We start from the raw sequence: 2028 nt of genomic DNA, 5'->3' as shown, positions 1-2028 counted from the left end.
AGCGCCTCCGCACCGCCGGTCCCCCGCCAAGCCATGGGCGGTGAGACCGGCGGTGCGGAGGCGCTCACCGAGCATGGCCTTGACGGGGTAACGCCAGAGTGCGGTGACCGTGCCCAGCTGAAGAGACATGCCTCCGAGCATCACATGGAGGACATCACTCCATCACGTGTTCGACGAAACGCGCGGCGGTCTCCGCCAGCACCTCCCGTCCGTCCCGGGCCCACAGCCCGTCGTTGAACAGTTCCACCTCGATGGGGCCGGTGTAGCCGGCGGTCTCGACGTACGCCTTCCACTCGCGCATGTCGATGGCGCCGTCGCCGATCTGGCCGCGGCCGTTGAGGACACCCTCGGGGAGCGGGGTGGTCCAGTCGGCGAGCTGGAAGGTGTGGATGCGGCCGGTGGCGCCCGCGCGGGCGATCTGTTCGGGGGCGCGGTCGTCCCACCAGAGGTGGTACGTGTCGACGGTGACGCCGACCTGGTGGGCGGGGAAGCGTTCCGCGAGGTCGAGGGCCTGGGTGAGGGTCGACACCACGCAGCGGTCGGCGGCGTACATCGGGTGCAGGGGTTCGATGGCGAGCCGTACGCCGTGCCGCTCGGCGTAGGGGCCGAGTTCGGCCAGGGCGTCGGCGATGCGCTCGCGGGCGCCGCGCAGGTCCTTGGAGCCCGCGGGCAGGCCGCCGGAGACCAGGACCAGGGTGTCGGTGCCCAGGGCCGCCGCCTCGTCGACGGCGCGGCGGTTGTCCGCGAGGGCCGCGGCCCGTTCCGCCGGGCCGATCGCCGTGAGGAAGCCGCCGCGGCACAGGGTGGTCACCGTCAGGCCCGCGTCGCGGACCAGTTTGGCGGTGGCCTCCAGGCCGTACGACTGCACGGGTTCGCGCCACAGGCCGACGTGGCGGATGCCCAGGCCCGTGCAGGCGTCGGCCAGTTCGGGCAGGGACAGCTGCTTCACGGTCATCTGGTTGATGCTGAACCGCTCGAGGCCGGTCACTGGGCGACTCCGTACATCGCGAGCAGGGTCTTCATCCGCTCCTCCGCCAGCTTGGGGTCGGGGAACAGGCCGAGGCCGTCGGCGAGTTCGTAGGCGCGGGCGAAGTGCGGCAGGGAGCGGGCCGACTGGAGGCCGCCGACCATGGTGAAGTGGGACTGGTGGCCGGCCAGCCAGGCCAGGAAGACCACGCCCGTCTTGTAGAAGCGGGTGGGGGCCTGGAAGAGGTGCCGGGACAGCTCGACCGTGGGGTCGAGGAGGCCGCGGAAGCCCGCGGTGTCGCCCGTGTCCAGGACCCGGACCGCCTCCGCCGCGAGCGGGCCCAGCGGGTCGAAGATGCCGAGCAGGGCGTGGCTGAAGCCCTGGTCGTCGCCGGCGATCAGCTCGGGGTAGTTGAAGTCGTCGCCGGTGTAGCAGCGCACGCCCTGCGGGAGGCGGCGGCGCAGGTCGATCTCGCGCTGCGCGTCCAGCAGGGACACCTTGATGCCGTCGACCTTGTCGGGGTGGGCGGCGATGACCTCCAGGAAGGTGTCGGTGGCCGCGTCGAGATCGGTGGCGCCCCAGTAGCCCTCCAGGGCCGGGTCGAACATCGGGCCGAGCCAGTGCAGGATCACCGGTTCGGCGGCCTGGCGGAGCAGGTGGCCGTAGACCTCCAGGTAGTCCTCGGGGCCCGACGCGGCCTTCGCCAGGGCGCGGGACGCCATGAGGATCGCCTGGGCGCCGGACTCCTCGACGACCGCGAGCTGCTCCTCGTAGGCGGCGCGGACCTCGGCGAGGGTGCCGGCGGGGAGCTGGTCGGTGCCGACGCCGCAGGCGATGCGGCCGCCGACCGACTTGGCCTCGGCCGCCGAGCGGCGGATCAGTTCGGCCGCGCCCGTCCAGTCCAGGCCCATGCCGCGCTGGGCGGTGTCCATGGCCTCGGCGACGCCGAGCCCGTGGGACCACAGGTGGCGGCGGAAGGCGAGGGTGGCGTCCCAGTCGACGGCGGCCGGGGAGTCGGGGGTGACGTCGGCGCGGGGGTCGGCGACGACGTCACCCCCGAC

Annotated in this window: 3 protein-coding genes; all 3 read right to left on the bottom strand. The window is 73.1% G+C overall.

Annotated features, from left to right (window positions below):
- On the bottom strand, positions 1-129 hold a 129-nt coding region (locus CCN42_RS45765; RefSeq protein ID WP_211294859.1), incomplete at its 3' end, for an MOSC N-terminal beta barrel domain-containing protein.
- A 25-nt stretch (positions 130-154) separates the two neighbouring features.
- Positions 155-955 (bottom strand): sugar phosphate isomerase/epimerase family protein, encoded by an 801-nt coding sequence (locus CCN42_RS34905; RefSeq protein WP_086741404.1) that lies wholly within the window; start codon positions 953-955, stop codon positions 155-157.
- A gap of 29 nt (positions 956-984) precedes the next feature.
- A partial coding sequence (locus CCN42_RS34900; protein WP_107427693.1) for a dihydrodipicolinate synthase family protein occupies positions 985-2028 on the bottom strand: 1044 nt, incomplete at its 5' end.

It is taken from the genome of Streptomyces glaucescens, assembly GCF_002154375.1.
GTDB lineage: Bacteria > Actinomycetota > Actinomycetes > Streptomycetales > Streptomycetaceae > Streptomyces > Streptomyces glaucescens.
Note: the sequence above shows the minus strand (reverse complement) of the source record. Positions and strands in the feature narration are given on the sequence as shown.